We start from the raw sequence: 2,669 nt of genomic DNA on the forward strand, positions 1-2,669 counted from the left end.
CTCTTTTCCTTCCTTACTCATCCAATATTGAAACTTCTCTAGCCTGTTATATGGATTGTATAAATCTCTTAATGAGAAAATCATTCCCATGTGTTGCTTGGCTATTTGTGTTGGCTGAGTATTTGTATCAAAGTACCATTCGCTATTTCGCCCAGCTTCCATCATTTCATTCATCAGACTGAGTTTGTCCTCATCACTCAATACATCATATCTCCTTTCAAAGTAATTCAGCTCTGCTTCTTTAAAAAGCATGACTAGCCTTTTTAGTTCTTCTTGACGATTGACTCGTTCGGCTTCTTGTTTAATCTTCTGTTTTTTCTCTTCTGCTTTTTTCCTTTTTTGTTTGGTATATCCTTCGTGCTGTTCAAACAGATTTCTAGTACTGAAATATGCCATACTCCGCACTGCTATTTTTTTATCTATTAATGCATTGAAACAATCTTCTACTAGTTCTCTTCCATATTTGTCTACATAAGCATCAATTTCTATTTCAATCGTATTGACTTCTGGCTTTTCTTGTAAATTAACTTTTTTAAATAATGTATATAGACGGGTGTTATTATCTGGCTCTTCTTCTTGTTTCAAAGGTTCCATCATTTCAGAGAAGCTCTTGAACTCAATCTGTTTTATAAATTCGTCCTGTTCTGAAAAAGGGGTTTTATCTTTCAATTTAATTACAAATAATAATCCCGTAATTTTCGGACGTAATTTATCTAGGTTAGTTCCTCTTTTCTGATAAGTAATAAAAATGTCTGTTTTATCATTGATTTCTTCAATCGCTGGTATCAACACCCGCTTTTCAAGATTTGAAAACTTTAAATAACCACTAGTGTTATATTCAAATTGAATTTTGAAACGTTCGATATCTATTTCATAAAACCCTTTGTTTAACCAAGATTTAAAAAATGGATAAAGCTTAATAGATTGGCTATTCTGTAGCCTAAAAAAATTTTCTTTTAAAAAGCTGAAGTTTTCTCGCTCGTTTACCTCTAAAATCTTCTGAGCCAAATCTCGCACAATAAAGAGCTGTATCTTTCCTGATCCTTCATCGTGAATCATTTGAGAAATAATGGTAGTACTTACTTCTAATTTTCCTTCACGCCACTTTAATAAAGTAGTTTGAAGCATCTCAGCACTTTCAATTAAATAGTTGTAGCCTTTTTTATGGGTTACTCCTATCCTTTCTAAAAAATCTTTGATATGAATAGTAAAACATACGCTTTCATTCTGTTCCATTCCGAACAGATGTGATGGCTTTAAACGTGAAGCGATTTCGATGAATAATTTCCTTGTGTAAATATCATCTACAGAAACCGACTCATTCTTAGAAATTCTTCTAATGAATTTGGGATTGGCCAACGGATTATTGAAAATCAGATAATCAGGATTATTCTGAAACAATTCAATATTTAAGCTTGGATCTAATTCATTTTTCATCTGCATATTGGTTACCTATACAAAACTAATTTGTTTTGGCAACTTTACAAAAAAATGTTTCCAAACCTGTTGCTTATTGCTATATTTTTTTACCCGTTTACCCGATGGCAATAATGTAGCGTAATAAGTATGATAATTTATTTACCTACATTTTGTTGCCTAATAGAATATAAAAAAACATAGATAAAACAGCCATATATCATAAAAATACCTACAATTTGTTGCATAATAAAGATATTGGCTACTTTTATCAGTAAATATTCAAAGCCAGTAAATATTTAGAATAAGGATAATTTAGCTAAAAAAACGTTATTTAGCGAGAAATTACCTACAATTTGTTGCCTATTAGAGGCATAGATAGACTTTTGCACGAAGCAACACATGGATAAGCCTTAAAAAGTCAAATCACCTACAATTTGTTGCTTAATGAAGAGTGGAAAGCAATATTGAAAAGTAAAATACACCTACATTTTGTTGCCTAACACATCAGAAGGAAATTTGTCTTTTTGTATTATTGCCTACAACCAAATGATGGCTATTCGGAAATCTGAAAAGGAGTGATATTTTTGAAATAATCGATTTAAAAATATATCAAATTACCTACATTTTGTTGCCTAATTATTCAAACGTGGCAAATCCTTGATATTTCCAAGCTTTTTAGTAGTAATTTATACCTAAACCTACATTTTGTTGCCAAGGTATTTTATAAATATCTAAAAATCATCCACTTAACATATCGTAAAAATGAACTCATATTTACGATACCTACAATTTGTTGCTTAGTACCTACATTTTGTTGCCTATTACCTACAATTTGTTGCTTAATTACCTACATTTTGTTGCCTATTACCTACAATTTGTTGCCAAACTACCTACAATTTGTTGCCAAACTACCTACAATTTGTTGCCAAAAAGTGGTGTAATAAATTGATTATCAGTTAATTACAGAGGTGCTAAAAAATATATTAAAAAACTCTTTTAAAAATATATTAAAAAACTCTCTCAAAAAACAAAAAATTGAGAGAGAGTTTTTATTCTTTTTTTATGTTTAAAAAAGAAATGATTTTAGGGTAAAATAATTATTTGTATGAAATTTTATGCTTTATGTATATTATTGTATAATATATCATGCAAATCTTGTACCTTTGATAATCTTTTCATTTCTAATCATTACATAAATGTTGACTCAAGAGTTATTATTGAGATTTCTCAGAAGAAGGAATGCTATTTCA

The 2,669-nt window shown here is 29.9% G+C and carries 1 protein-coding gene (only partly in view); it reads right to left on the reverse strand.

Going from position 1 to position 2,669, the window contains the following annotated elements; all coding sequences use genetic code 11:
* Positions 1 to 1,437 carry the 5' portion of a replication initiation protein gene (locus AC1RNE_RS22495; protein WP_492804366.1) on the reverse strand. The gene continues 42 nt to the left of window position 1, outside the view, so only the first 1,437 of its 1,479 coding nucleotides appear in the window; it begins with the start codon at positions 1,435 to 1,437; the stop codon falls past the left edge of the window.
* Positions 1,438 to 2,669 lie beyond the last annotated feature (1,232 nt).

It is taken from the genome of Arcicella sp. GW822-FHT02H01 (genome assembly GCF_058802005.1).